General features: G+C 73.2%; 25 protein-coding genes. 16 read left to right on the forward strand and 9 right to left on the reverse strand.

Annotated features, from left to right (window positions below; translation table 11 throughout):
* The first annotated feature begins 4 nt into the window (after positions 1-4).
* Entirely contained in the window at positions 5-1012 is a 1008-nt protein-coding gene (gene cydB / locus BN6_RS00630; protein ID WP_015097576.1) for a cytochrome d ubiquinol oxidase subunit II, read from the forward strand.
* 4 nt (positions 1013-1016) lie between these two features.
* Here cydB and BN6_RS41455 read toward each other — a convergent pair whose 3' ends face one another.
* Positions 1017-1502 carry a hypothetical protein gene (locus BN6_RS41455; protein WP_051075407.1) on the reverse strand — a complete coding sequence of 162 codons (486 nt, stop codon included), beginning with the start codon at positions 1500-1502 and terminating at the stop codon, positions 1017-1019.
* A 205-nt stretch (positions 1503-1707) separates the two neighbouring features.
* On the opposite strand from BN6_RS41455, the gene cydD reads away from it, so the two are divergent.
* Positions 1708-5064: a thiol reductant ABC exporter subunit CydD gene (gene cydD, locus BN6_RS00640; protein ID WP_197540230.1), complete on the forward strand. Its 3357-nt coding sequence runs from the start codon at positions 1708-1710 to the stop codon at positions 5062-5064.
* A gap of 5 nt (positions 5065-5069) precedes the next feature.
* Positions 5070-6194, forward strand: coding sequence for a GAF domain-containing sensor histidine kinase (locus tag BN6_RS00645; RefSeq protein ID WP_408005274.1), 1125 nt, complete (start codon positions 5070-5072; stop codon positions 6192-6194).
* A gap of 78 nt (positions 6195-6272) precedes the next feature.
* Here the strand turns inward: BN6_RS00645 and BN6_RS00650 are convergent, their stop codons facing one another.
* Positions 6273-6896 (reverse strand): response regulator, encoded by a 624-nt coding sequence (locus BN6_RS00650; RefSeq protein ID WP_231904921.1) that lies wholly within the window; start codon positions 6894-6896, stop codon positions 6273-6275.
* A 61-nt stretch (positions 6897-6957) separates the two neighbouring features.
* On the opposite strand from BN6_RS00650, the gene BN6_RS00655 reads away from it, so the two are divergent.
* On the forward strand, positions 6958-7440 hold the full coding sequence (locus BN6_RS00655; RefSeq protein ID WP_015097581.1) for a GNAT family N-acetyltransferase: 483 nt from the start codon (positions 6958-6960) through the stop codon (positions 7438-7440).
* A gap of 69 nt (positions 7441-7509) precedes the next feature.
* On the opposite strand, the gene BN6_RS00660 is transcribed toward BN6_RS00655, so the two are convergent.
* Entirely contained in the window at positions 7510-8121 is a 612-nt protein-coding gene (locus BN6_RS00660; protein WP_051075408.1) for a macro domain-containing protein, read from the reverse strand.
* A gap of 102 nt (positions 8122-8223) precedes the next feature.
* Here BN6_RS00660 and pheA point away from each other — a divergent pair, with 102 nt between their 5' ends.
* Positions 8224-9159, forward strand: coding sequence for a prephenate dehydratase (pheA, locus tag BN6_RS00665; RefSeq protein ID WP_015097583.1), 936 nt, complete (start codon positions 8224-8226; stop codon positions 9157-9159).
* Positions 9156-9767, forward strand: coding sequence for a histidine phosphatase family protein (locus tag BN6_RS00670; protein WP_041311543.1), 612 nt, complete (start codon positions 9156-9158; stop codon positions 9765-9767). Before pheA ends, BN6_RS00670 begins: the two co-directional genes overlap by 4 nt.
* 125 nt (positions 9768-9892) lie before the next feature.
* Here the strand turns inward: BN6_RS00670 and BN6_RS00675 are convergent, their stop codons facing one another.
* Both BN6_RS00675 and BN6_RS00680 read right to left on the reverse strand, forming a co-directional pair.
* On the reverse strand, positions 9893-10243 hold the full coding sequence (locus tag BN6_RS00675) for a metallopeptidase family protein (RefSeq protein ID WP_015097585.1): 351 nt from the start codon (positions 10241-10243) through the stop codon (positions 9893-9895).
* Positions 10244-10247: 4 nt separating this feature from the next.
* Positions 10248-11318, reverse strand: coding sequence for a septum formation family protein (locus tag BN6_RS00680; protein ID WP_231904923.1), 1071 nt, complete (start codon positions 11316-11318; stop codon positions 10248-10250).
* Between the two features lie 328 nt (positions 11319-11646).
* Between BN6_RS00680 and BN6_RS45195 the strand changes: the two genes are divergently transcribed.
* The 10 genes from BN6_RS45195 to BN6_RS00730 all read left to right on the forward strand — a co-directional run bounded on the left by BN6_RS45195 (position 11647) and on the right by BN6_RS00730 (position 20774).
* Positions 11647-12300 (forward strand): hypothetical protein, encoded by a 654-nt coding sequence (locus BN6_RS45195; RefSeq protein ID WP_331712621.1) that lies wholly within the window; start codon positions 11647-11649, stop codon positions 12298-12300.
* Positions 12301-13464 (forward strand): glutathionylspermidine synthase family protein, encoded by a 1164-nt coding sequence (locus BN6_RS00690; RefSeq protein ID WP_015097588.1) that lies wholly within the window; start codon positions 12301-12303, stop codon positions 13462-13464. It abuts the gene before it with no gap.
* Between the two features lie 11 nt (positions 13465-13475).
* Positions 13476-13928 carry a DUF350 domain-containing protein gene (locus tag BN6_RS00695; protein WP_015097589.1) on the forward strand — a complete coding sequence of 151 codons (453 nt, stop codon included), beginning with the start codon at positions 13476-13478 and terminating at the stop codon, positions 13926-13928.
* A gap of 110 nt (positions 13929-14038) precedes the next feature.
* Positions 14039-15289 carry a serine--tRNA ligase gene (serS, locus tag BN6_RS00700; protein WP_015097590.1) on the forward strand — a complete coding sequence of 417 codons (1251 nt, stop codon included), beginning with the start codon at positions 14039-14041 and terminating at the stop codon, positions 15287-15289.
* A gap of 94 nt (positions 15290-15383) precedes the next feature.
* Positions 15384-16082, forward strand: coding sequence for an acyl-ACP--UDP-N-acetylglucosamine O-acyltransferase family protein (locus BN6_RS00705; RefSeq protein WP_015097591.1), 699 nt, complete (start codon positions 15384-15386; stop codon positions 16080-16082).
* A gap of 81 nt (positions 16083-16163) precedes the next feature.
* Positions 16164-16403: an acyl carrier protein gene (locus BN6_RS00710; protein WP_015097592.1), complete on the forward strand. Its 240-nt coding sequence runs from the start codon at positions 16164-16166 to the stop codon at positions 16401-16403.
* A gap of 3 nt (positions 16404-16406) precedes the next feature.
* Positions 16407-17141 (forward strand): SDR family NAD(P)-dependent oxidoreductase, encoded by a 735-nt coding sequence (locus BN6_RS00715; protein WP_015097593.1) that lies wholly within the window; start codon positions 16407-16409, stop codon positions 17139-17141.
* A complete protein-coding gene (locus tag BN6_RS00720) occupies positions 17138-18511 on the forward strand; it encodes an AMP-binding protein (RefSeq protein WP_015097594.1) in 1374 nt (457 codons plus the stop codon). The genes BN6_RS00715 and BN6_RS00720 overlap by 4 nt, the downstream gene beginning before the upstream one ends.
* Positions 18508-19554, forward strand: a complete 1047-nt coding sequence (locus tag BN6_RS00725) for a LuxE/PaaK family acyltransferase (protein ID WP_015097595.1) — start codon at positions 18508-18510, stop codon at positions 19552-19554. The genes BN6_RS00720 and BN6_RS00725 overlap by 4 nt, the downstream gene beginning before the upstream one ends.
* A complete protein-coding gene (locus BN6_RS00730) occupies positions 19551-20774 on the forward strand; it encodes an acyl-CoA reductase (protein WP_015097596.1) in 1224 nt (407 codons plus the stop codon). The genes BN6_RS00725 and BN6_RS00730 overlap by 4 nt, the downstream gene beginning before the upstream one ends.
* 37 nt (positions 20775-20811) lie before the next feature.
* On the opposite strand, the gene BN6_RS00735 is transcribed toward BN6_RS00730, so the two are convergent.
* The 4 genes from BN6_RS00735 to lhgO all read right to left on the reverse strand — a co-directional run bounded on the left by BN6_RS00735 (position 20812) and on the right by lhgO (position 24844).
* Positions 20812-21957: an RNA polymerase sigma factor gene (locus BN6_RS00735; RefSeq protein WP_015097597.1), complete on the reverse strand. Its 1146-nt coding sequence runs from the start codon at positions 21955-21957 to the stop codon at positions 20812-20814.
* 31 nt (positions 21958-21988) lie between these two features.
* On the reverse strand, positions 21989-22396 hold the full coding sequence (locus BN6_RS00740; protein WP_015097598.1) for a YciI family protein: 408 nt from the start codon (positions 22394-22396) through the stop codon (positions 21989-21991).
* A 151-nt stretch (positions 22397-22547) separates the two neighbouring features.
* On the reverse strand, positions 22548-23645 hold the full coding sequence (locus BN6_RS00745; protein WP_015097599.1) for a UDP-N-acetylglucosamine 2-epimerase: 1098 nt from the start codon (positions 23643-23645) through the stop codon (positions 22548-22550).
* A 32-nt stretch (positions 23646-23677) separates the two neighbouring features.
* Entirely contained in the window at positions 23678-24844 is a 1167-nt protein-coding gene (lhgO, locus tag BN6_RS00750; protein WP_015097600.1) for an L-2-hydroxyglutarate oxidase, read from the reverse strand.
* Position 24845 lies beyond the last annotated feature (1 nt).

The following is a 24845-nucleotide window of genomic DNA, read 5'->3' on the forward strand; positions in this document are numbered from 1 at the left end:
AGCCGTGGAGACGTTCTGGTTCTGCGTGATCGCCCTGCTGTGGCTGGGCTACCTGTTCCTGGAGGGCTTCGACTTCGGCGTCGGGATGCTGCTGCCGGTGCTGGGCCGCGACGAGACCGAGCGCCGGGTGCTGATCAACACGATCGGCCCGGTGTGGGACGGCAACGAGGTGTGGCTGCTGGTGGCGGGCGGCGCGACGTTCGCCGCGTTCCCCGGCTGGTACGCCTCGCTGTTCAGCTCGACCTACCTCCCGCTGGTGCTGTTCCTGCTCGCGCTGATCGGCCGCGGGGTGGCGTTCGAGTACCGCGGCAAGGTCGACTCGGCGCGCTGGCGGCGGGTGTGGGACGCGGTGATCTTCGCCGGCTCGTGGGTCGCGGCGCTGGGCGTCGGCCTGGTCCTGACGGCCACCGTGTTCGGCCTGCCGCTGGACGCGGCGGGCGACCGGGTCGGCTCGCCGTTCGCCGCGATCACCTGGGAGACCCTGCTGGGCGCGCTGGCCATCGCCGGCTACGCGCTGGTGCACGGCGCGGTGTTCCTCTCGCTCAAGACCGAGGGCGAGGTGCGCGAACGGGCCCGCGCCCTCGCGCTGCGGATCGCGCCGGTCGCGCTGCTGCCGCTGGTGGTCCTGCTGCTGGTGGTGCAGATCCGGTTCGGCTCGGTGGGCACCTACGCGGCGGCGATCGTGGTGGCGCTGGCGGCGTTCGGGGCGCTGGCCCGGCTGGCGCTGCGGCGTGAGGGCCAGGCGTTCGCGCTGATGGGGGTCGCCGTCGCGGCGGCGGTGGTGGCGCTGTTCGGCGCGCTCTACCCGAACGTGCTGCCGTCGACGTTGGACCCGGCGTTCTCGCTGACCGTGGCGAACACGGCGTCGAGCCCGTACACGCTGACCGTGATGACGTGGGTGGCCGCGTTCGGCACCCCGGCCGTGCTGGTCTACCAGGGCTGGACGTACTGGGTGTTCCGCAAGCGGATCGGCACCCGGCACATCCCCCGGGTGCACGTGCCCACGTCGTGAACCGCTAGTCCGGTGTGGAGGGCGGATCGAAGTTGGCGTCCTCCACCTCGCGGATCAGGAACGACCCGTCGTCGGGGTCGACCACGGCGGTGAGCAGCCGACCGCGCACGTAGGAGGGGTTCATCCCGCACCGGTACTCGGCCCTGAACGGTGGGACGTCCGGTCCGCTGATCCGCAGGAGCATCTCGACGTGCTCGTCCTCGCCGCCGTCGCTGCGCGCGGCCAGGATCTCGGCGGTCGCGGGCAGGCCCACCTCGTCCAGCCGCAGCAGCCGCGCGCGCGTCCGGGTCGTGCCGCGCCAGATCCCGATGCCCATCGGGGTCAGCAGCAGGGTCAGCAGCGAGCCGACGACCAACTGCGCCGACACCGGGCCGTCCTCGTCGTACCCGAACCACGCGACGATCGGCCCGGCCAGCGCGAAGGCGAGGCTGAGCAGTCGCCAGCCGACGTTCCGCCCGCGACCGACGCCGACCACCTCCACCAGCCCCATGCGTGGATGGTAGGGAAAATCCTTCACGTTGTCGGCGGGAACGCCCGGGAAAGCCGCGCCGTCGCCGTGGCGGTTGTGCGGTTCCGCGCAGCCCGCCGCACGTCGGTGCGCCCGGACGGCGCAGCGGCGGCGGGACCTAGGTCCTGTGCCGGACGGGACCGTCGTACCTGAGCCGGCTCCACCTGCGGCGATTACCGTCGTTGGCGTGGACGTCCCCGGAGCCCCTTCCGCCAAGAAGCCGGGGAGGGGTCCGCTCGGCGCGCTGCCGGCCCTTTCGCCGTCGGCGCGCCGGGCGTTGGCCTCGTGCGGCGCGCTGGCCGCGCTGTCGGCCGGCGCGCTGGTGTGGCAGGCCGTCGCCCTCGCGTCCGCACTGGTCGCCGGCGGGTCGCTGTGGTCACTGGCGTTCGCGGTGTGCGCGCGGGCCGGGCTGGCGTGGGCCACCGAGACCGTCGCGGCACGAGCCGCCGCCGGGGCCAAGGAAGAGCTGCGCGCGGCCGTGCTGGACCGGGCGCTGGGCCTGGGGCCCGCGTGGATCGTCGCCCGCGGCCCGGCCGAGCTGGCGGTGCTCGCCACCAAGGGCCTCGACGCCCTGGACGCCTACTTCACCCGCTACCTGCCCGCGCTGGTGACGACCGCCGTCGTGCCGGTGCTGGTGGGCGCGTGGATCCTGGCCACCGACCCGACCTCGGCCGTGCTGATCGCGGTGACCCTGCCGCTGATCCCGGTCTTCGCCATCCTGATCGGCAAGTTCACCTCGGCGCGGGTCGCGGCGGCGGCCTCGGCGCTGGAACGGCTCTCCGGCCGGCTCGCCGAACTCGTGCGGGCGCTGCCCGTGCTCAGCGCGTTCGGGCGGGCGCGGGCGCAGGCGGCGGCGGTCCGGGCGGTCGGCGAGCGGTACCGCAAGACGACCATGGGCACGTTGCGGGTGGCGTTCCTGTCGGCGCTGGTGCTGGAGATCGTCGCGTCGCTGTCGGTCGCGCTGATCGCGGTCGGCATCGGGCTGCGGCTGGTGTCCGGCGAGATGACGCTGCTCACCGGGCTGGTCGTGCTGATCCTCGCACCCGAGTGCTACCTGCCGCTGCGGGCCGCCGGCGCCGCGCACCACGCGTCGGAGGACGGCGTGGAGGCGGTCCGGCGGGTGGCCGAGGTGCCGGTGCCCGAGCCGCGCAAGCCGGCCGGACCGCGCACGGTGGGCCGGGTGACCGTGGCGTCGCGGCAGCGCAGGCCCGCCGCGGCGGACGGCCAGGTCGCCGGCATCGAGGTGCGCAACCTGAGGGTGCGGCGGCGGGACCGGTTCGCGCCCGACGGCATCAGCCTCACCGTGCGGCCGGGCGAGGTGCACCGGCTGGACGCGCCCAGCGGCGCGGGCAAGTCCACCTTGTTCTCGGTGCTGCTGGGGTTCGTGCCGGCCGACGGCGGGGAGGTGCTGGTCGACCGGGACGCGATCGCCTGGGTGCCGCAGCGGCCCGCGTTCGCCGGGCGGACCGTCGCCGACGAGCTGGAGCTGACCACCGGCCGGGTCGACCTCGACGTGCTGGCCGAGGTCGCCGCCGACCACCTGGTGGACCGCCGGATCGCCGAGCTGTCGACGGGGGAGCGGCACCGGGTCGCGATCGCCCGCGCGCTGACCCGCGTCGCCGACGGCGCGACCGTCCTGCTGCTGGACGAGCCCACCGCGCACCTCGACCCGGCCACCGCCGCCCGGGTCATGGCCGCCGTGCGGCGGGCCGCCGACCGGGGCGCGGCGGTCCTGCTGGCCACCCACCGGGTGGTCGAGCAGGACGACGCGGCGGTGGTCGCGGCGCGCACGGACCACGAAGTCGGCCGGTCGTCCGTTCCCCGGACGCCGCGGCCGACCGCCCGGGTGCTGGCCGGGGCGGCGCTGGGGGTCGCCGCCTCGGCCGGCGGGGTCGCCCTGACCGCGCTCGCCGCGTACCTGATCGCCAAGGCCGCCACCCAGCCGCCGATCCTCACCTTGTCGGTGCTGGTCGTCGGCGTCCGGACGTTCGCGCTGGCCAAGGGCGTGCTGCGGTACCTGGAGCGGCTCGTGTCGCACGACGCGGCGTTCCGGTTCGCCGAGGACCTGCGGGTCCGGCTGTGGCGGGGGCTGCGGCCGGGACGGGCCGAGCTGACCCGGCTGGTGGACGACGTCGACACCGTCCGCGACCTGGTGCCGCGCGTGGTGCAGCCGCCGCTGGTCGCGGCCGGGGTGGGTGCGGCGGCGGTGGTGCTGTTCGCGCTGGTCTCGCCGTGGGCCGGGCTGGCGCTGGCGGTGGCGCTGGTCGTCGGGGGCACGCTCGCGCCGCTGGTCGCGGTGCTGGCGGAGCGGCGGGCGAGCACCGTGCTGGCGCGCGGCCGGCGGCGGGTGTCGGAGGACGTGCTGACGCTGCTGACCGCCGCGCCCGACCTGATCGCGTTCGGGGCGGACCGCCGGGCGCGGGCGGCGCTGGCCGACCACGACGCCGAACTGGCCGGGCTGGCGCGCCGGCAGGCGTTCGGCGCGGGTGCGGCGACGGGGGTCGTGCACCTGGCGCTCGGGTTCGCGGTGGTGGCGTGCACGGCGTTGGCCTCGGGGGTCGACCCGCTGCTCGTGCCGCTGCTGGGGCTCGTGCCGCTGGCGTTGGCGGAGGTCCTGAGCACGCTGCCCACCGCGGCTCAGCACCTGCGACCGCTGCGCGAGGCGTACGGGAGGATTGTTGAACAATCGGTTCAGCGCCCCCCGGTCGTATCCAAGCAGGAGCTACCGACAATTCCGCGCGCCGAGGACGTGGGGGACGTCCCGGCTGCTGCGGAGCGGGTCGGTCCGCTGGTGCCACAGCGGACCGACCCGCGGGCCGACGACGTCGCGGGTCTGCGCGCCGACGGCGATGTCGTGGTGCTGGAGGCCGGTGGCGGTGCCGTGGAGCCGGAGGACGGCGGTGCCGTGGAGCCGGAGGACGGTGATGTCGTGGTGCTGGAGGACGGCGATGTCGTGGTGCTGGAGCACGTCACGGTCGGATGGCCGGGGGCGACCGCGCCCGTGCTGGAGGACGTGACCGGGCGGGTTCCGCGCGGGGCGAAGGTGGCCGTGGTCGGCGCGTCCGGAGCGGGCAAGTCGACGCTGTTCGCGCTGCTGCTCGGGTTCGTGGACGCGTCGACCGGCGTCGTCCGGCGGCCCGAACGGGTCGCCTGGTGCCCGCAGGAGCCGATGCTGGTCACCACGTCCGTCCGGGACAACCTGCGCATCGGCGACCCCGCCGCCACCGACGACGACCTGCGCGACGTCCTGGCGCGCGTCGGGCTCCGGCTCGACCTGGACACCGAGATCGGCCCGACGCTGCTGTCCGGCGGCGAGGCCCAGCGGGTGGCGCTCGCGCGGGCGCTGCTGTTCGACACCGACCTCCTGCTGCTCGACGAACCCACCGCGCACCTCGACGAGGCGTCCGCCCGCGACCTGCTCGACCTGGTCGACGGCCTGGACCGGACCGTCCTGCACATCACCCACCGGCCCGACGAGGCGGCGCGGGCGGACCTGGTGTGGGAGGTGTCCCGGGGGCGGATCGGGGTCGGGGCCTACCGTTGACAGCCGTGGACCCCGCCCTGGTGCTCGCCGCGTCGACCGAGATCACCACCGCCGCGCTGGCCGGCGACGACCCGGACGCCGTGCTGCCGCTCGTCGTGCGGCGCGCCGTCGAACTCGCCGAAGCCGACCTGGGCCTGGCGATGGTGACCGGCCCCGACGGCACGCTCACCGTCGAAGCGTCCTCCGGCGACGACGACCCGGTCGGGATCGTGCTCTCCGACCGCTCCTCCGCCGCCCGCGCCGCGCGGACCGGCGTCCCCGTCGTCTCCGACGACTTCACCACCGACCCGCGCACCGCGCCGTTCGTGCCCAAAGCCCTGCGCGGCTACGGGCCGTTCGCGGTCGCGCCGTTCGGCACCATGGAACGGCGGATCGGCGCGCTCGCCGTGTACCGGCGCAAGGGCGCGGCACGGTTCAGCACCGACACCGTGGACGTGCTGACGGCGTTCGCCGCGCAGGCCGGGCTCGCCGTGGTGCTCGCCGAGGGGTTCACCGCGCGCCAGCGGATAGCGGTCTACGAGGAGCGCGAGCGGATCGCGCGGGACCTGCACGACGTGATCATCCAACGCCTGTACGCGACCGGCGTGCAGCTCGACCTGCTCGACCGGCGGCTCAAGCTCGACGGCCGCGAGGCCCAGCGGCTCGCCGACTGCGTCGACCAGCTCGACCAGACCATGGCCGAGGTGCGGGCCACCGTCCGCGCGCTGCGCAGCGCCGACCCCGGCCGCCCCGGCGACGCCGACCTGCGCGGCTCGGTGCTGGCCGAGGCGCACACGGCCGGCGAGCTGCTGGGCTTCGAGCCCGAGGTGCGCATCGACGGCGAACTCGGCCAGGTGCCACCCGACCTCGCCGACCACGCGCGGGCGGCGTTGCGCGAGGCGCTGTCCAACGTGGTGCGGCACTCCGGGGCGCGCACCGTCCAGATCGGGCTCACCGAGACCGACGCGCGCCTCGTGCTCCGGGTCGCCGACGACGGCTGCGGGATCCCGCGCGGCGTGGCCCGGCGCGGCCTGCGACACCTCGAAGAGCGCGCGCTGGCGGCCGGCGGCGGCTGCGAGGTCTCGTCGTCGCCGCGCACCGGCACCACCATCACCTGGCACGTCCCGCTGACACCCTCAGCCCTCGCCTGACCGCCGCCCGACCCCCGCCCGACCCCGTGGAGCGCGGGGTCGGCCAGCGGGAGCGGCGGGGGTGGCCGGCGGGGGTGGCTAGCGGGAGCGGCGGGCGACCCAGGCGGCGGCTTGGGTGCGGCGCTCCATGCCGAGCTTCGCGAGCACCGCCGTGACGTAGTTCTTCACCGTCTTCTCGGCCAGGAACAGCCGCTCGGCGATCTGCCGGTTCGTCATGCCCTCGCCGATCAGGTCCAGCACCCGGCGCTCCTGCTCGGTCAGCGCGTCCAGCACGTCGACCTCCGGCGGCCGGCGCATCCGCTCCAGCACCCGTGCCGTGGTCTGCGGGTCCAGCAGCGACCGGCCCGCCGCCACCTCGCGCACCGCCACCACCAGGTCCTGGCCCCGCACCTGCTTGAGCAGGTAGCCCGACGCGCCCGCCATGATCGCGCCGACCAGCGCCTCCTCGTCGTCGAACGCGGTCAGCACCAGGCAGCGCACCCCCACGTCGCGCAGCCGCCGGCACAGCTCGACCCCGGTCCCGTCGGGCAGCCGGACGTCCACGACCGCCACGTCCGGCCGGGTCGCGGTCGCCCGGACGAACGCCTCGTCCACCCCGCCCGCCTCGGCGACCACGGTGATGTCGTCCTCGTCGTCGAGCAGTTCGCGCAGTCCCCTGCGCACCACTTCGTGGTCGTCGACCAGCAACACGCGCACGGGCACGAACCAACCATAGGGCGAATGCCGGTACCGGCCGCACGCGGTCGCCAAGACAGTGCAAGGCATGCTCGTACGCGTGATCGAGGAAGCCGACCGGATCGTCGTCGGCCGACTGGTACTGGAACTGTGGGGCGCGCACACCGCCGTGGCCCACGGCCAGGTCTTCTTCCCCGCCAGCCTGCCGGGGTTCCTGGTGGAACACCAGGAACAGGTCGTCGGACTGCTGACCTACGCCTCGTCGGACGGCCTGATGGAGATCGTCACCATCGACGCGCTGAGACGCGGCCGGGGCGTGGGCAGCTCCCTGGTCGACGCGGCCGTCCAGCGGGCCCGGCAGCTCGGCTGCTCGCGAATCCGGCTCACCACCACCAACGACAACCTCGACGCGCTGCGGTTCTACCAGCGCCGGGGGTTCCGACTCACCGCGCTGCGGCCCGACGCCGTCCGCGAGTCCCGCCGGCTCAAGCCCGAGATCCCGTCGGTCGGGGACTACGGCATCCCCATCACCGACGAGCTGGACCTGGAGAGATGGATCGCTCCCCGGTAGTTGTCCACAGGCCCTGCGCAGGTTGTCCACAGACCTGTGCACAATCCGTGTGACCTGGACTACACCGGTTCACTTGCTGGACAGCGCGCTGAACACCTCGTCCCACGCCGCGGCGACCTGCCGCGCGCACGTCCCCGGCGCGACCCCGCCCACCCCGGTGCCCAGACCGGGCATGGCGATCGTGCGCACCACGCCCCGCAGGGGACGGCCGTCCTCCAGCCGGCCGTCCCGCCACAGGCGCAGCACCGCACGCGCCGCCAGGTAGGGGTGCACGGTGTCGGACGGCAGGTGCTCGGCGGGCCGGCGCATGGTGGGCGCGCTGATCAACCACTCCGGCTCGGTCTCGCCGGTGGGCACCACCAACGCCTCGCCCACCGGCAGCTCGCCGCCGTGCAGAGCCAGGATCCCGCTCCGCACGTGCGCCTCCACCAGGGGGAACGCGCGGGCGTACACGGCGTCGATCCCGCCGCGCATCCAACCCGAGGAATTCGCCGGGCTCACCACGGCCTCGGCCACGATGTCGAGCACCGAACCCCGGTGCACCTCGACCCCGTCGCGGCCGTCGGCGACACCCGACCACGCTGTCGCGAGCGGCTCGTCGACAGCGCAGAGCACCAGACGGGGAACAGCTGCCGGAGCGTTGATCTCACCCTCCGTATCGGCGGACACAGCCGCAAGCATTCCAGGACACAGGGGTCGGGTGGAACGGGGGCGGGCACCCGCCGGGCGGGTGATCCTCGCCTCAGCGGCGACCACTTGCGGTGGTACTCGTATCGTTGCGCCGTGCTCGCCTACTTCGGACCGCAGGGAACCTTCACCGAGCAGGCCGCGCGCGCCTTCTCCGCAGCCGACCCCGCTCACGACGACCTCGTGCCGTTCGACACCGTGCCCGCGGCCCTGGCCGCCGCCCGGCGCGGCGAGGTCGACGCCGCGTGCGTGCCGGTGGAGAACTCGGTCGAGGGCGCGGTGCCGGCCACCATGGACGCGCTGACCGAGGGCGACCCGCTCGTGGCGGTCGCCGAGACGGTGCTCGACGTGCGGTTCAGCGTGCTCGTGCGACCGGGGGCGGGCGAGCCCAAGACCATCGCCAGCCACCCGCACGCCCTCGCCCAGGTGCGGCACTGGATCGCCGAGAACCTGCCGACCGCGACCGCCGTCGCCACCACGTCCACCGCCGCCGCCGCGCGAGCGGTCCTCGCGGGCGAGTTCGACGCCGCCGTGAGCGCGCCGGTGGCCGTCCGGCACTACCCGCTGGAGGTGCTGGCGACCGACGTGGCGGACGTGCGCGACGCGAAGACCAGGTTCCTGCTCCTGCGCCGCCCCGGCCCGCTGCCCCGGCCCACCGGCCACGACCGGACGTCGGTCGTGGTGACCGCGACCGACCGGATCGGCGCGCTGTCGGACCTGCTGGCGGAACTGGCGCTGCGCCGGATCAACCTGACCAGGATCGAGTCCCGGCCCACCAAGGGCAGGCTCGGCGAGTACCGGTTCTACATCGACCTCGACGGGCACGCCGCCGAACCCGGCGTGGGCGACGCGCTGGCCGCGCTGCGCAGGCACTGCCCGGACACCCGCTTCCTCGGCTCGTACCCGAAGGCCGAGCCGGTCTTGCGGGCCGAGGCGGGAGCGCGGGCCGAGCCGGGCGGCTCGCCCGCGGCCGACGAGTTCGTGGCGGCGGCCGAGTGGGTCGCGTCGCTGAGGGAAGGGCTGGGGGCGTGAAACTCATCCTGGCGAGGCACGGCGAAACCGCGTCGAACCTGAAGATGGCACTGGACACCCTGCCACCGGGCCCACCGCTCACCGAAGCCGGTGAGGTGCAGGCGGCCGCGCTGGCGGCGTCCCTGGCGACCGAGCGGGTGGTCGCGGTCTACGCCAGCACGGCGCTGCGCGCCCAGCAGACCGCCGCCCCGGTGGCCGCCGCGTTCGGCCTGGAGGTCGAGGTGGTGGACGGCGTCCAGGAGATCTTCTGCGGCGACCTCGAAGGCCGGCACGACAAGGAGGCCTTCGAACTCTTCCTCGCCGCGGTCCACCAGTGGACCGAAGGCAACCTCGACGCGACCATCCCCGGCGGCGAAAGCGGCCGCCAGGTCGTCGACCGCTTCGTGGCGACGGTCGACAAACTGGCCACCCGCCACGCACCAGACGACACGTTCGTCCTGGTCAGCCACGGCGGCGCAGTGCGAATGGCAGCCCTCACCCTGGCCACCAACGTCCAACCGGCCCTGGCCGAAGCAGGTTTGCTCCCCAACACCGGCCGAGTAGTCCTGGAAAACACCGGCAACGGCTGGACCTGCACCTCGTGGACCGGCGTCGACACCATCCACTGACCCACCCGACCCGCTGACGGACACAGGCGCACCGGCCAACCCGAAACCCCCGGCCAACCGGGCTGCGGAGCTGACGGGGCTGCAAATCGACACGGGTCACGGCCGGCACGGCGTGGGCGGGGAGGTCAGCCCCAGCCGAGTTCGTGGAGCTTGTCGTCGTCGATGCCGAAGTGGTGGGCGATTTCGTGGATCACGGTGATCGCCACTTCTTCCACCACGTCGTCGTCCGTGTGGCAGATGTCCAGGATCGCCTCCCGGTAGATCGTCACGCGGTCCGGTAGGACGCCGCCGTAGTCCGTCGTCCGGCGGGTGAGCGCGATCCCGTGGTACAGGCCCAGCAGGCCCGGGTCTTCCGGGTGGCGGTCTTCGACCAGGACGACCACGTTGTTCATCGCCGTCGCGAACTCCGGCGGGATCAGGTCGAGGGCTTCGCCCACCAGCTCTTCGAACCTCTGTCGGGACATCTCCGCCGGCACGGGGTCACCTCGTCGGTTCGGTGGTGGTGGTGGTCGTGGTCGTGGTCTTCTCCGACGACGACGACGTCACCGCCGAGCTCGTCGCCGAGCCCGACTTGGACTCCGAGTGCAGCGGCGCGCCGGTGGGCTCGTCCTGCTGCACGGCCGTGGTCTGCGGTGGGTTCGCGGTGGTCAGGGGTGGGGCGTTGGGGTTCCTGATGCTCTTCTCCCACGCCGTCAGCCCCTTGTTGTCCGGGGCCGGGGTCGCGCCCACCTTGCAGTTCGCCCGGAACGAGCCCGCCTTCCAGCTCTCCTCCGCCCTGGTGTCCCAGGTCACGATGAGGCCCTTGGCCCGGAAGTCGATGCCGCCGCTGTACTCCGCCGCGATCCGGGGGCACTCGCCGGACATGATCTCGTCCTGCTTGTCCAGCGGCGGGAAATCGCCGGCGGGCAGCGTGACCACGCCGACGATCTCGAACGTGTGCGGCTCGGCGCAGTCCACCGGGTCGCCCACGCCGAGCGCCTCGGTCACCCCCAGGCACACGCCGGGGTCGAAGACCGCCGACTGGTCCTGGGTCTTCGCCGTCCCGTACGCCGGCAGCAGCCCGCCCGCCGGCCCCGCCACCTGCAGGCCGCAGCGCAACGTCCGCTGCCCGGACTGCCACAGCCGCTCGCCGGGGTTCAGCGGCCCGACGGTGTACTTCCCGGCCGGGTCGAACTTGCCGCCCAGGTAGGCCAGCGACGCCTTGACGCAGCGCTCCTCGCTGATCTCCTGCCACTGCTCGTCGGTCGGGAACGGGGCCTGCGGCCCGTACGCCCCGCCGATGTCCTCGACAGCTGTGACCTCGAACATGTGCTGCGCCTTGCAGTCGACCTTGGTCACGTCCGACAGGGTGCGCTTGGTCCAGTTCAGGCAGTCGCCCGCCTGCGAGGTGTAGACCGGGTTGACGACCTCCGTCGTCCCCGGGACACCCCCGCCGGCACCGACCGGCCACGACGTGAACGTGCTCAGCCCGAGCAGCGCGAACGCGCCGACGAACGCGCCGAGCATGACCAACTGGTCACCTCGACGAAACCACCGCGCGGTTTTGGACATCTACTCCATGATGCCTGGGCCGACGCCGATCCCCATCGGGCGGGTGGAGTGTGTTGCTTTTGGGACACTCGTCACCCATTTGGCGGCCGATCTCTGTACCGTCCCCGCCGGGAGTGAGTGGCTGATGACTGAGAACGACCGGAACGATCACGACAAGCGCGACGAGCGCGACGGACGCGACGGACGGAACGACCGGAACGGGGCCAGTGCCGCGTCCGGTGCTTCGGGCACGCCGGGAGCACCTGCGCCGGACCCGTCGACGTCGGGAACGCCGACGTCCGGGGCGCCCGCGTCCGGAGCATCGCCGGCGAAGCCCGGTGCGTCGGACGTGTCGGGTGGCAGCACGCCGCCGCCGTACGTGCCGCCGTCTGCTCCGCCGACCGGGCCGCCGCAGTCCGGGCCGCCGCAGTCCGGGAAGCCGCAGTCCGGGAAGCCGGGGCAGCCTGGTGGGCAGCCGGGGCAGAAGCGCGGGCAGGTGCGGCAGCAGCAGCCCGGTGTCACGCAGCCTCGGCCGCCCACGGTCGCCGAGCAGCGGGCCCGTGCGCAGGAGATCCAGCGCCGGCAGCAGGCTGAGCTGGCCGAAGAGGCCGAGCGCGCCCGCAAGAAGAAGCTGCGCAAGCGGCTGCTGATCGGCGGTGGTGTCGCCGTCGGCGTCGTGGGCGTGGTGGCGATCTGGTACGCCGCTTCCAGCCCCGACGACGTCGAGGCCCAGTGCACGCAGGACGGCGTCGTGGTCGACGACCAGTACTGCGACGACAACTACGCGCGGTCGCACGGCGGTTACACCAGTGGTGGGTTCATCTACATCGGCGGCAGCTCCTACCGCTACCACTACGGCGGTTCCAGCGTGCCCGTCGGCCAGAAGGTCAGCGGCGGCAGCTACACCGTGCCCAAGGGCGCGAACGTGACCACCAAGTCCGGCACCACGATCCAGCGCGGCGGTTTCGGCGTTTCCGGCGGCAGCAAGAGCGGGGGCAGCTGAGTGCGCCGGGAGACCTCCGCGCCCCGTCCGAACTGGCAGCGCACGGTGTCCGACCAGGGGCTGGTGTTCGGCGCGCCCGCGCGTGCCGCGGACGGCAGCCCCCGCCCGTACTGGGACGAGTCGGCGCACTACGTGTTCGACATGAGCGACATCCTGTCCCTCGAAGCGGATGTCGAGCTGCTGCACAGCATGTGCCTCGAAGCCGTCGACAACGTCGTTTTGACCGAGCGGTTCCGGGACTTCGGCATCCAGGAGTGGGTGTGGCCGGCGATCGCCGAGTCGTGGAAGCGCCGCGACCCGCACGTCTACGGCCGGTTCGACCTGCGCTACGACGGGCGCGGCCCGGCGAAGATGCTGGAGTACAACGCCGACACCCCGACGTCGCTGCTGGAGGCCTCGGTCGTCCAGTGGAACTGGAAGACCGACGTCTTCCCGGACGACGACCAGTGGAACTCGGTGCACGAGAAGCTGGTCGAGCGGTGGACCGAGCTGCGCGACCTGCTGCCGTCCAACGAGCTGCACTTCACCTGGTCCGGGGCGGACCCGTCGGGTGAGGACCACGTCACGGTCGCCTACCTCCAGGAGACGGCCGCCGAGGCGGGCATGAACACCGTCGGCCTGGCGATCGAGGAGATCGGCTGGGACTCGGCGCTCAACCGGTTCGTCGACCTCGAAGAGGCCCCGATGGGCACGGTCGTGAAGCTCTACCCGTGGGAGTGGGTGGTCGACGAGCAGTTCGGCCGCTTCGCGGTGCAGAGCCTGCCCGGCACGCTGTGGGTCGAGCCGCTGTGGAAGATGCTGCTGTCCAACAAGGCGCTGCTCGCGGTGCTGTGGGAGATGTACCCCGGCCACCCGAACCTGCTGCCCGCGTTCCTGGACGAGCCGGGCCTGCTCACCGAGTACGTGCGCAAGCCCCGGCTGGGCCGGGAGGGCGCGAACATCCAGATCGTGGCACCGGGCTACGAGACGCAGACCGGTGGTGTGTACGGCAAGGAAGGCTTCGTCTACCAGCTGTTCGACCCGCTGCCCGAGTTCGACGGCTACCGCCCCGCGCTGGGCGCGTGGGTGGTCGGCGACACGGCGGCCGGGCTCGGCATCCGCGAGACGGTCGGCCTGGTGACCGACGATGGCGCGGCGTTCGTCCCGCATCGGATTGTCGAATGAATGGAGTGGCAGTGATCAGCGAACTCGCGTTGGACCCGGGCTTCGGCTCCGCGATCGGCCGGGGCGTCGGCGCGATCGCCCTGTACGCCGTGGTCGGCCTGGTGCTGATGGTCGTGGGCTTCTACGCCATCGACTTCACCACGCCCGGCAAGCTCTCCGGCCTGGTCCGGTCGGGCGCGCCGAACGCGGTGATCGTGACGGCGGCCGGCCTGGTGAGCATGGCCCTGATCATCGTCGTCGCGATCTACAGCTCGGCGGGCAAGCTGGACGAGGGCCTGCTCTCGGCCCTGGTCTTCGGCTTCGTCGGCATCATCGTGCAGGTCCTGGCGGTGCGCCTGCTGGAGTGGGTGACCCGGCTGGACATCGGCAGGCTGATCGAGTCGGACAAGTTCGCGCCCGCCAGCGTCGTGGTCGCCAGCGCGCACGTCGCGCTCGGCCTCGTGGTCGCGGTCGCGATCAGCTAGTCCTGCGGCTTCTCGCGAGGGCCCCGTCCGGCACGTCCGGGCGGGGCCCTCGCCGCGTCCGGGTGATATCCGCGCGAGGTCGCGAGGGGTGACGGACTACCCTCTGCCTCGTGATTGACCTCAGGGCCTTGCGCGAGAACCCGGAAGCCGTCCGCGCGTCGCAGCGTGCGCGTGGCGAGGACGAAGCCGTGGTCGACGCGCTGCTGTCCGCCGACGAGCGGCGCCGGGCGGCGATCGCCCGCGCGGACGCGCTGCGCGGCGAGCAGAAGGCGTTCGGCAAGCAGGTCGGCCGGGCCCGGGGCGAGGAGCGCGAGGCGCTGCTGGCCAAGGGCAAGGAGCTGGCCGCCGAGGTCAAGGCCGCCGAGGCCGAGCAGTCGCGGGCCGAGACCGAGCTGGACGAGCTGCACCGGGCCGTGCCGAACGTGGTGCACCCGGACGCGCCGGCCGGCGGTGTGGACGACTTCGCGGTGCTCAAGCACGTGGGCGAGCCGCGGGTGTTCGACTTCGAGCCGCTGGACCACCTCGACCTGGGTACCCGGCTGGGCGGCATCGACATGGAGCGCGGCGCGAAGGTGTCGGGCTCGCGGTTCTACTTCCTGACCGGGGTGCTGGCGCAGCTGGAACTGGCGCTGCTGAACATGGCGGTCGCGCAGGCGACGAAGGCCGGGTTCACCCTGATGATCACGCCGACCCTGGTCCGCCCGGAGATCATGGCGGGCACCGGGTTCCTGGGCGCGCACGCGAGCGAGGTCTACCGGCTGCGCGACGACGACCTGTACCTGGTGGGCACGTCGGAGGTGCCGCTGGCGGGCTACCACGCGGACGAGATCCTCGACGGCGAGCGCCGGTACGCGGGCTGGTCGTCGTGCTACCGGCGCGAGGCCGGCTCGTACGGCAAGGACACCCGCGGCATCATCCGGGTCCACCAGTTCAACAAGGTGGAGATGTTCTCCTACGTCCGGCCCGAGGACGCCGAGGCCGAGCACGCGCGGCTGCTGGCCTGGGAAGAGGAGATGCTGGCCAAGATCGAGGTGCCCTACCGGGTGATCGACACCGCGGCCGGCGACCTGGGCACGTCCGCCGCCCGCAAGTTCGACTGCGAGGCGTGGATCCCGACCCAGCAGGCGTACCGGGAGCTGACCTCGACCTCGAACTGCACCACGTTCCAGGCGCGCCGGCTCAACGTCCGCTACCGGGACGAGAACGGCAAGCCGCAGATCGCCGCCACGCTCAACGGCACGCTGGCCACCACCCGGTGGATCGTCGCCATCCTGGAGAACCACCAGCAGCCCGACGGCTCGGTGGTCGTCCCGCGGGCGCTGCGGCCGTTCCTCGGCGTGGACGTCCTCACGGTCGGCTGAGCACCCCTCCGGTACAGTGGGGCACCGACCCCCGCCCAGCGTAACCGCTGGTGACGTGGGTGACACACATCATCCACGGGGCAGGGACGAGCAGGTGGCGAACCGCATTCACCAGACCGCGATCATCGGCGCGGAGGTCGAGCTCGGCGACGACAACGTGATCGGCCCGTACACGGTGATCGCCGGGCCGGCGCGGATCGGCGACGGCAACTACATCGGCCCGCACGTGAGCATCGGCGGCCCGGCCGAGTACCTGGGCGCCGACCACCTGGCGGGCTGGGACGGCGAGGTCGGCGGCCCCGGCGTGGTGATCGGCGACCGCAACCGGATCCGCGAGTTCGTCACGGTCAACCAGGGTGTGACCGAGGCCACCGCGGTCGGCGACGACTGCTACCTGATGGGCCGCGCGCACCTCGCCCACGACGTCCGGCTGGACGACGGCGTGATCGTGACCAGCGCGGTGCAGATCGCGGGCCACTGCCACGTGTGGTCGGGCGCGAACGTCGGGCTGGGCACGGTCGTGCACCAGCGCACCACGATCGGTCCGGGCGCGATGGTCGGGATGGGCTCGGCGGTGCGCAAGGAGGTCGGCGCGTTCACCATCACGGTCGGCAACCCGGCCCGCACGACCGGTGTCAACACCGTCGGTCTCCAGCGCCGGGGCTGCACCGAGGAATCGATCGCGGGTCTGACGGGTTTCCTCACCGGGAAGGACCCCGCGGTTCCGGGGGACCTGCCGGAGGAGTTGGCCGCCCTGCTCAAGGCGTGGGCGGAACGCGGCTCCCAGCACTGACCGGCGCTCCCGGCACCGGCCGGGCTCCAGCACTGTCCGGGGCTGCGGCCCAGCGGATCCAGCAGAGAGATTGAGAGCAGCATGTCGATTGACGACCGCCTCCGCACCGTCTTCGTGGACGCGCTCCAACTGGACGACGACGTGGACGTGGAGAACCTCAAGTACCGCGACATCGACGCGTGGGACTCGGTCGGCCACATGGCGCTGGTCGCGGCCATCGAGGACGAGTTCGACGTGCAGTTCGAGACCGAGCAGGTCATCGACCTGAGCAGCTTCAAGGTCGCGGGCGACATGCTGCGGGGCCTCGGCGTCGGTGAGTAGCCGGTGAGCAGCTTCGACGGCAGGGTCGCGGTGGTCACCGGCGGCACCCGCGGCATCGGGTTCGCGACGGCCGCCGCGCTGGCCGGGGCGGGCGCGACGGTGGTGATCACCGGGCGCGACGCCGAGGTGGCCGCGGCGAGGGCCGCCGAGCTGGGTCCGCGGGTGTCCGGCGTGGCGCTGGACGTGACGGACTCGGCGGCGGTCAAGGACGTGTTCAAGGCGGTCGCCAAGCAGCACGGCCGGATCGACGTGCTGGTGGCGAGCGCGGGCGTGCTCGAGGGCGGCCTGATCGGCATGCTCACCGACGACCACATCGGCACCACGCTGGCCACGAACGTGGCCGGCACGATCACCTGCGTGCAGGCGGCGGCGCGGGCCATGATGCGCAAGCGGTCGGGCTCGATCGTGCTGCTCGGGTCCGTGGTCGGCGAGCGCGGCAACGCGGGCCAGACGGTCTACGCGGCGTCCAAGGCGGCCCTGTCGGCGACGGCGAAGTCGGCGGCCAAGGAGCTGGGCCGGCACGGCATCCGGGTCAACGCGGTCGCGCCGGGCGTGATCCGCACCGACCTGATCGACGGGCAGTCCGCCGAGGTGCTGGCCAAGGTCGAGGCGGACACCGCGCTGGGCCGGCTCGGCACGGCCGAGGAGGTCGCGGCGGTGATCCGGTTCCTGGCGGGCGACGACGCCTCGTTCGTCACCGGGCAGGTGCTCGGTATCGACGGAGGTCTGGTGCTGTGACGCTGGTGCACCCCGGAGCACGGCTGCGCGACGCCGCGTCGGGCGAGCTGCTCGAAGGCGACGGGCTGGCCGCGCGGGTGGCCGAGGTGGCCGCGTCGCACGCGGCGCTGCCGCCCGGCGTGCTGTTCCTGCGGGTCGGCTTGGACGTGCCGTCCGTGCTGGCCTACCTGGGCGCTCTGGAGGCGCGGCGCGCGGTGGCGCTGCTGGACCCGGGGCAGGACCGGGCGGTGCTCGACGACCTGGTGGCGCGGTTCCGGCCGGCCGCGGTGATCGGCGCGGCCGGCGAGGCCGCGCCGGGCTACGGCGCGGACTGGGTGCGCGAGGACGCCGAGGGCGTCGCGCCGCACCCGGACCTGGCGGTGCTGCTGCCGACCAGCGGGTCGACCGGGAACCCCAAGTTCGTGCGGCTGTCGCGCGCGGCGCTGCTGGCCAACGCGGAGGCGATCGCCGAGGTGCTGGCGATCGGCCCGGACGAGGTCGCGCCGACGACGCTGCCGCTGCACTACAGCTACGGGATGTCGGTGCTCAACAGCCACCTGCTGCGCGGCGCGACCGTGCTGCTGGAGGGCTCGGGCGTGGTGGCGCGGCCGTTCTGGGACGCGGTGGCCGAGCACGGCGCCACGTCGCTGGCCGGCGTGCCCTACCACTACGAGATGCTGCGCCGGCTGAAGTTCGACCCGGCCAAGTACCCGACGCTGCGGACGCTGACGCAGGCCGGCGGCCGGTTGCGGACCGAGCTGGTGACCGAGTTCAACGACCGGATGATCGCCGTCGGCGGCCGAATGTTCGTGATGTACGGGCAGACCGAGGCCGCGCCGCGGATGGCGACCGTGCCCGCCGAGCGCCTGGCGGACAAGCTCGGGTCGGCCGGCCGCGCGCTGCCCGGCGGGTCGTTCGCGGTGCGCCTGGCCGACGGCTCCGAGGTGGTGACGCCCGACGTCGTCGGCGAGATCGTCTACCGGGGGCCCAACGTGATGATGGGCTACGCCGAGGCGGAGGCCGAGCTGGCGCTGCCCGACCAGGTCGGCGGCGTGCTGGCGACCGGTGACCTGGGGTACCTGGACGCCGAGGGGTACCTGTACGTGACGGGCCGGTCGAAGCGGATCGGCAAGGTGTTCGGCAACCGGGTCAACCTCGACGACCTGGAACGGCTGGTCAAGCAGTTCGGTGTCGCGGCGGCCGTGCCCGCGGGCGACAAGGTCGTGGTGTGGCTGGACGGCGCGACCAAGGACGGGTGCAAGGCGGCGGCGAAGGCGTTGGCCGAGGCGCTGCACCTGCACGTGACGGGTTTCGACGTGCGCCCGGTCGACGGGTTCCCGCTGCTGGCCAGCGGGAAGGTCGACTACCGGTCGCTGGAGGCACAGGTATGAGCGTGTTCGCGCGTCCGCAGGCCGAGCGGGAGGCCGCGCTGCTCGCGGAGCTCACCGCGCTCACCGCACACCACCGGGAGCACTGCCCGCCCTACGACCGGATCCTGTCCTCGCTGGGCACGCCGACCGGGTTCGGGTCGTTGGCGGAGCTGCCGTGGCTGCCGGTGCGGATGTTCAAGACCCACGACCTCAAGAGCGTCCCGGACGACGAGGTGTTCAAGGTCCTCACGTCCTCGGGCACGACCGGCGCGGGCGCGTCGCGGATCTACCTGGACAAGGAAGCCGCGGCCGTGCAGCCCCGCCAGCTGGGCGCGACGCTCAAGGAGGTGCTGGGCGGCAAGCGGTTGCCGATGCTGATGGTCGACACGATCAGCATCATCAAGAACCGGCGCTCGTTCTCCGCGCGCGGCGCGGGCGTGCTCGGCATGGCGAACTTCGGCCGCAACCACGTGTACGCGCTGGACGAGCACGACCGGCCGGACGTCGAGGCGGTCAAGGAGTTCCTGGCCAAGCACGGCTCGGAGCCGTTCCTGATCTTCGGCTTCACGTTCATGGTGTGGCAGTACCTGTACGAGGTCGCGAAGGAGCACTCGCTGGACCTCTCGAACGGGATCCTGATCCACTCCGGCGGCTGGAAGAAGCTGATCGACATCGCGGTCGACAACGCGGAGTTCCGCCGGCGGTTCGCCGAGGACACCGGGCTGACCCGGATCCACAACTACTACGGGATGATCGAGCAGATCGGGACCGTGTTCCTGGAGGGACCGTCCGGGAACTCGCTGTACTGCCCCGAGTTCGCCGATGTGATCATCCGCGACCCGGACACCTGGGAGGAGCAGCCGGTGGGCAAGCCCGGTGTCATCGAGGTGGTCTCGACGCTGCCGCGCTCGTACCCCGGCCACGTGCTGCTGACCGAGGACCTCGGGGTGGTGCACGGGATCGACGACGGCGACTGGCCCGGCAAGCGGTTCTCGGTGCTGGGGCGGCTGCCGCGGGCCGAGGCCCGGGGCTGCTCGGACACGTTCTCCGGAGCGGTCGCGTGAGGCGGCGGTTCCCGGCCGGGCCGGACGTGACGGTGGCGGAGCTGCTCGACGGGCTGGCGGCGGAGCCGGTCGGCGGCCCGCTGCGGGTCGGCGACGAGCGGGTCGTGGACTTCCTGGTCGCGTTCGCGCGCAAGCTGCTCGCGCCCGCGACCGCGCGGCGGTTCCCGGAGCTGGCCTCGCTCGGCTTCTTCCTGCGGCGCGGCGAGATCGCGAAGGTGCTGGCCGCGCCGGAGCGGTCCGGCGTGCTGAGGTTCCCGCGCGGCACGGTGTTCCACGTGCCGCCGGCGAACGTGGACACGATCTTCGTCTACTCGTGGGCGCTGTCGGCGCTGGCGGGCAACCGGAACGTGGTGCGGATCTCGCCCCGCTCGGCCGGGGCCGCCTCCGCCGTGGTGGACGCGCTGAACGAGGCGCTGGCCACCGCCGACCCCGTCGTGGCGCAGACCCAGGTGATGGTGACCTACGACCGCGACGACTCGGTGACGGCCGCGCTGTCGGCCGCCTGCGACCTGCGGGTCATCTGGGGCGGCGACCGGGCGGTGACCGAGGTCCGCAAGCACCCGCTGCCGCCGCACGCGCGGGACGTCACGTTCCCGGACCGGGCCTCGTTCGCGGTGCTGTCGCTGGACGGGTGGGCGGCGTCCTCCGTCGAGCAGCGGCGGGACGCCGTGGTCGGTTTCTACAACGACTCGTACTGGTTCGACCAGGCCGCGTGCGCGTCGCCCCGGGCGTTGTTCTGGGTCGGCGACGTCGAGCGGGCCGAGCCCGCGCGCGCGGAGTTCCTGGCGCTGCTGGCCGAGGTGCTGGCGGCCAAGGGGCACGTGGTCGAGCCCGCGATGGCCGTGCAGAAGCGCGTCTCGGCGTACGGGGTGGCGGCGGACGGGCACGCCACCGCGATCGCGTTCGAGGGCAACGCCGTGACCACGCTGGAGCTGACGGCCGCCGCCGACGTGCCGCGCGAGTGGCTGGGCGCGGGGACGTTCCCGATGGCCACGCTCGCGTCGCTGGCCGAGTTCGTGCCGATGGTGCAGCGCAAGGACCAGACGCTGTCCGCGTTCGGGTTCTCCCAGGACGAGCTGGAGGGTTTGGCGCACTCGCTGGCCGGGCGCGGGATCGACCGGATCGTGCCGTTCGGCTCGGCGTTGACGTTCTCCCAGCTCTGGGACGGCTACGACCTGCTCTCCGAGTTCACCCGCCTGGTCACCGTCAACGCCAAGTAGCCGGACAGCCGGGCAGCTGGCCGGCTGGGCAGTTCGGTCAGCGGTCCGGCAGGGCGTTGAGCCGGGCGGCCTGGCGGGTCAGGTGCTCTCGCTCGGCCAGGTTGGGCGCTTGGCCGGCGGCTTCGGCGTAGAGCCGGGCCGCCCTCGCCCGGTCACCGTCGCGTTCGTGCAGGTAGGCGGCCACGGCGGTGTGCCGGGGCAGCGAGTCGTCCAGCGCGGCGAGGGCGGCCAGGCCGGCCCGCGGCCCGTCCGCCTCGCCGACCGCGACCGCCCGGTTGAGCCGGACCACCGGGCTGTCGGTCAGCCGCACCAGCTCGTCGTACCACTCGACGATCTGCACCCAGTCGGTCTCGCCGGCGGTGGGCGCGTCGGCGTGCAGCGCCGCGATCGCCGCCTGCGCCTGGAACTCGCCCAGCCGGTCGCGGGCCAGCGCCGCCTGGAGGACCTCGACGCCCTCGGCGATGGCCGCGGTGTCCCACCGGCCCCGGTCCTGCTCGGCCAGCGGCACCAGGCGGCCGGTCGACGTGGTCCGGGCGGCCCGCCGGGCGTGGTGCAGCAACATGAGCGCGAGCAGCCCGGCCACCTCGGGGTGGTCGATCGCGGCCGCGAGCCGCCGGGTGATCCGGATTGCCTCGGCCACCAGGTCGACGTCGCCCGAGTAGCCCTCGTTGAACACCAGGTAGAGCACGCGCAGCACGGTGGCGACGTCGCCGGGCCGGTCCAGCCGCACGCCTGAGACGGTGCGCTTGGCCCGGCTGATCCGCTGCGCCATGGTCGCCTCGGGCACCAGGTAGGCCGCCGCGATCTGGCGGGTGGTCAGCCCGCCGACGGCGCGCAGCGTCAGCGCGACCGCCGACGACGGCGTCAGCGACGGGTGGGCGCACCGGAAGTAGAGCTGGAGCGTGTCGTCCACGTCGACCGCCGGGCCGGGCGCGGGCTCCTCCTCGACCAGGTCCTCACGCCGGCGGCGGGAGGCGTCCGACCGGGTCGCGTCGAGGAACTTGCGCCACGAGACGGTGACCAGCCAGCCCTTCGGGTCCCGGGGCGGGTCGGCCGACCAGGTGCGGACGGCCTCGACCAGGGCGTCCTGCACGGCGTCCTCGGCCGCCGCGAAGTCCGCGCCGCGGCGGACGAGGACGCCGATCACGTTCGGCGTGAGATCGCGGAGCAGCGCCTCGTCCACGGCCGCGGTCCGGTTCGGTGGCGTGGCCGGGTCAGTCGGTGACCGTGGGCGTCACGCCGTAGAACGGGCGCAGCTCCAGCCACTCGTGGATCGGCTCGCCGCCCGCGCCGGGCGCGGCCGACAGCTCGCCGGCCAGCTCGATCGCGCGCTCCCGGGTGTCCACGTCGATCACCATCCAGCCGGCGATCAGGTCCTTGGTCTCGGCGAACGGCCCGTCGGTGACCGGCGGCCGGCCCTCGCCGTCGAACCGGACGAACAGGCCGTCGGGGGACAGCGCCTGGCTGTCCACGAACTCGCCGGTCCGCTCCAGCCGCTCGGCGAAGTCGTTCATGTACTGGACGTGCGCCGAGACCTCCTCGGGCGTCCACTGCGCCATGGGCACGTCGTTGACCGCCGCCGGCGCGCCGCGGTAGTGCTTGAGCAGCAGGTACTTGGCCATGGTGGTGCTCCTCGGTGCCGGGGCGACCCGTCGGGGGTCGCCGTCACCGCTGGGACGCGGCCGGTTCGCGGTTCTCGACATCGCCGCCGGAACTTTCTTTCCGACCCGTCGCGCAGCGGGGTCCACCCGGTCCGCGACGGGCCGGGACGCCTCAGCAGTAGCCGAGCTGCGCCAGGGTGTCCACGACGATCTTGCTCGGGTGGAAGTCGTCCATCCGGTCGGGCAGCCGGTAGGACTCGTAGTCGTCCAGGAACGCCTGGAGCTTGTCGCCGCTCATGCCGGTCAGCAGCAGGGTCGTGCCGGGGCCGTGCCGGTCCTCGGTGCGCTCGCGGTGGATCGCGCACGGCACGCCCAGGTAGTTGCACTCCGCCTGGAGGCCGCCGGAGTCGGTGACCACGAACTTGGCCCGCGCCATGACCGGCAGGAACGCCAGGTAGCGCAGCTTCGGCTTGAGGATGAAGCGCTCGTCGTCGAACAGGTCGCCCAGGCCGTACTGCTTGATCCGGTCCTGCTCGGGCGGACCCGCCAGGTACAGGATCGGCATCCGCTCGCTGGCCTTGCGCAGCAGCTCCAGCGCCTCGCGGTACTTGTCCGCCCGCGACACCAGCTCGAAGCGGTGCAGGGTGGCCAGGCCGAACTCGGCGGGCAGCGGGAAGGTCGGCTCGGCGTCGATGGCCAGCCGCATCGCGTCGATGGCCGTGTTCGCGCCGGTGCCGATGACCGCGCCGCGCGCGTTGCGCAGGTTGTGCACCTCCTTCGCCGTCGGGGCGAAGTGCAGGTCCACGATCTTCGCGGCGAGCTTGCGGTTGAGCTCCTCGGGCAGCGGCGAGAGCAGGCTGCCCGACCGGGCGCCGGCCTCGACGTGCGCCACCCGCGCCTTGAGGATCCGCTTGCCGATCAGCGCGCCGTACGGCGTGGTGAACGTGTCGCCGTGGACGATGACCAGCGGCGGGCGGCCGTCGTCGTTCAGGATCGACCGGAGTTCGGCGCGCCTGCCCCACGCGTTGCGCAGGACGGTCGCGGCCCAGCCGGGGACCTGCGCGGGCCGCTCGATGTGCACGGCCTGTTCCTTCGGGACCAGCCACACGGCCGGCTCCGGCAACCTGAGGTCGGCCAGCGTCTCGGCGACGTGGTCGACGTGCTGCGCGGTGAACCAGATCTGCGGTTTCGTGCCCCGGTCCGCGATCGCGTGGAACACCGGGGCGATCTTGATCAGTTCCGCGGTGGTGCCGAGGATGAAGGAGATCACGCCCGGCAGAATACCGGGGCGAGGGCGGTGTCCTAACTCCGCGTCAGGTCCGCGACGTGCTTCGCGATCTCCAGTGATCCGGTCGCGGCCGGCGACGGGGCGTTGAGCACGTGCACCTGGCCGGGCGCGCCCTGCACCAGGAAGTCGTCCACCAGCGAGCCGTCCGGGCGCATCGCCTGCGCCCGCACCCCCGCCCCGGACGGCAGCAGGTCGTCCTCCCGGACCTCGGGCACCAGCCGGGCCAGGCTCGCGGCGAAGCGTTTGCGGGAGAACGACCGCAGCACCTCCTCCAGACCGGTCCGGGCGTACTTGCGGGCCAGCTTCCAGGTGCCGGGGAACCGCGCGACGTCGAGGACGTCCTTCGGCGAGACGTCGCGCCACCGGTAGCCCTCGCGGCGCAGCGCCAGCACGGCGTTGGGGCCGCAGTGCACGCTGCCGTCGAGCATCCGGGTCAGGTGCACGCCCAGGAACGGCAGCGTGGGGTCCGGGACCGGGTAGATCAGGCCGCGCACCAGTTCCGTGCGGCGCAGCTCGAAGTACTCGCCGCGGAACGGGACGATCCGCGCCTGCGGCGTGAGGCCGGCCAGCTCGGCGACCCGGTCGCTGTGCAGGCCCGCGCAGTTGACCAGCACGTCCGCGCGCACCACGTCCTGCGGCGTGGCCACCTCGACCTTGCCGGCGCGCGAGCGGATCGCCAGCGCCGGGGTGTGCAGGCGCAGGTCGTGGTCCTTCAGCCGGGCGACCAGCGCCTGGCAGACGGCCGGGAAGTCGATGATGCCGGTGCTCTCCACCCGCAGCGCCTGGACGCAGGCCACCTCGGGCTCGTGGTCCCGGGCCTCCGCCGCGGAGATGAGCTTCGCGGGCACGCCGTTGGCCTCGGCGCGGTCGGCCAGGGCGTGCAGCCGGGGCAGCTCCTCCTCCGACGTGGCGACGACGAGCTTGCCGCACACCTCGACCGGCACGCCGTGCTCGTGGGCGAAGTCGACCATGGACCGGTTGCCCGCCACGGACATCGTCGCCTTCAGCGAGCCGGGCTTGTAGTACAGCCCGGCGTGCACGACGTTGCTGTTGTGGCCGGTCTGGTGGGCGCCCCAGCGCCCCTCCTTCTCCAGGACCGTCACCCGATCACCGCGCGAGGCGAGTTCGTTCGCCACCGCCAAGCCGACGATCCCGCCGCCGATAACCACGATGTGCCGCACG

The sequence above is a fragment of the Saccharothrix espanaensis DSM 44229 genome (genome assembly GCF_000328705.1).
GTDB classification, from domain to species: domain Bacteria; phylum Actinomycetota; class Actinomycetes; order Mycobacteriales; family Pseudonocardiaceae; genus Actinosynnema; species Actinosynnema espanaense.